At 76.9% G+C, this 555-nt stretch carries 1 protein-coding gene; it reads right to left on the reverse strand.

Annotated elements, in window-relative coordinates:
* A partial coding sequence (locus FV222_RS28730; RefSeq protein ID WP_147816515.1) for an aminotransferase class V-fold PLP-dependent enzyme occupies positions 1-555 on the reverse strand: 555 nt, incomplete at both ends.

Raw genomic sequence — 555 nt, forward strand, 5'->3', positions numbered from 1 at the left:
GCCCACGGCCGGCGGGCGGTTGCCGGCGTTCTCCGCGAGCGGCGCCCCGTCCTGGCGGTGAGGCGCCGCATAGAGGAAGGCGAGGCTGTAGGGGCCGAGCACCCACTTGTAGGTCGGGAAGGCCAGGAAGTCGGGCTTCCACCGCGCCACGTCGATGGGCACGGCGCCGACCGCCTGGGTCGCATCCACCACCAGGGCGGCGCCGGCCGCGCGGACGGCCGGGGCGAGGCGGTCGAGGTCGATGACCGTGCCGTCGGCCCAGTGCAGCGGCGTCAGGGTCGCGACCGCGAGCGGCGGCGCACCGGGGCGGACGACCGCTTCGAGGAGCGCCACGGTCCAGTCGCCGTCGGCCGGGCGCGGCACCGCCTCGACGACCATGCCGGACTCGGCGGCGACGCGGTCGAAGGCGTAGCAGAGGGACGGGAACTCCTCGGCCACCCGCAGGATGCGGCCGCCCGGGACCGGTACGATCCCCCGCGCCGCGATGGCGATCGCGTCGGCCACCGATCCGACGACGGCGACGTCGTCGGCCGACGCGCCGATCAGGCCGGCGGC

The sequence above is a fragment of the Methylobacterium sp. WL103 genome, from assembly GCF_008039885.1.
GTDB classification, from domain to species: domain Bacteria; phylum Pseudomonadota; class Alphaproteobacteria; order Rhizobiales; family Beijerinckiaceae; genus Methylobacterium; species Methylobacterium cerastii.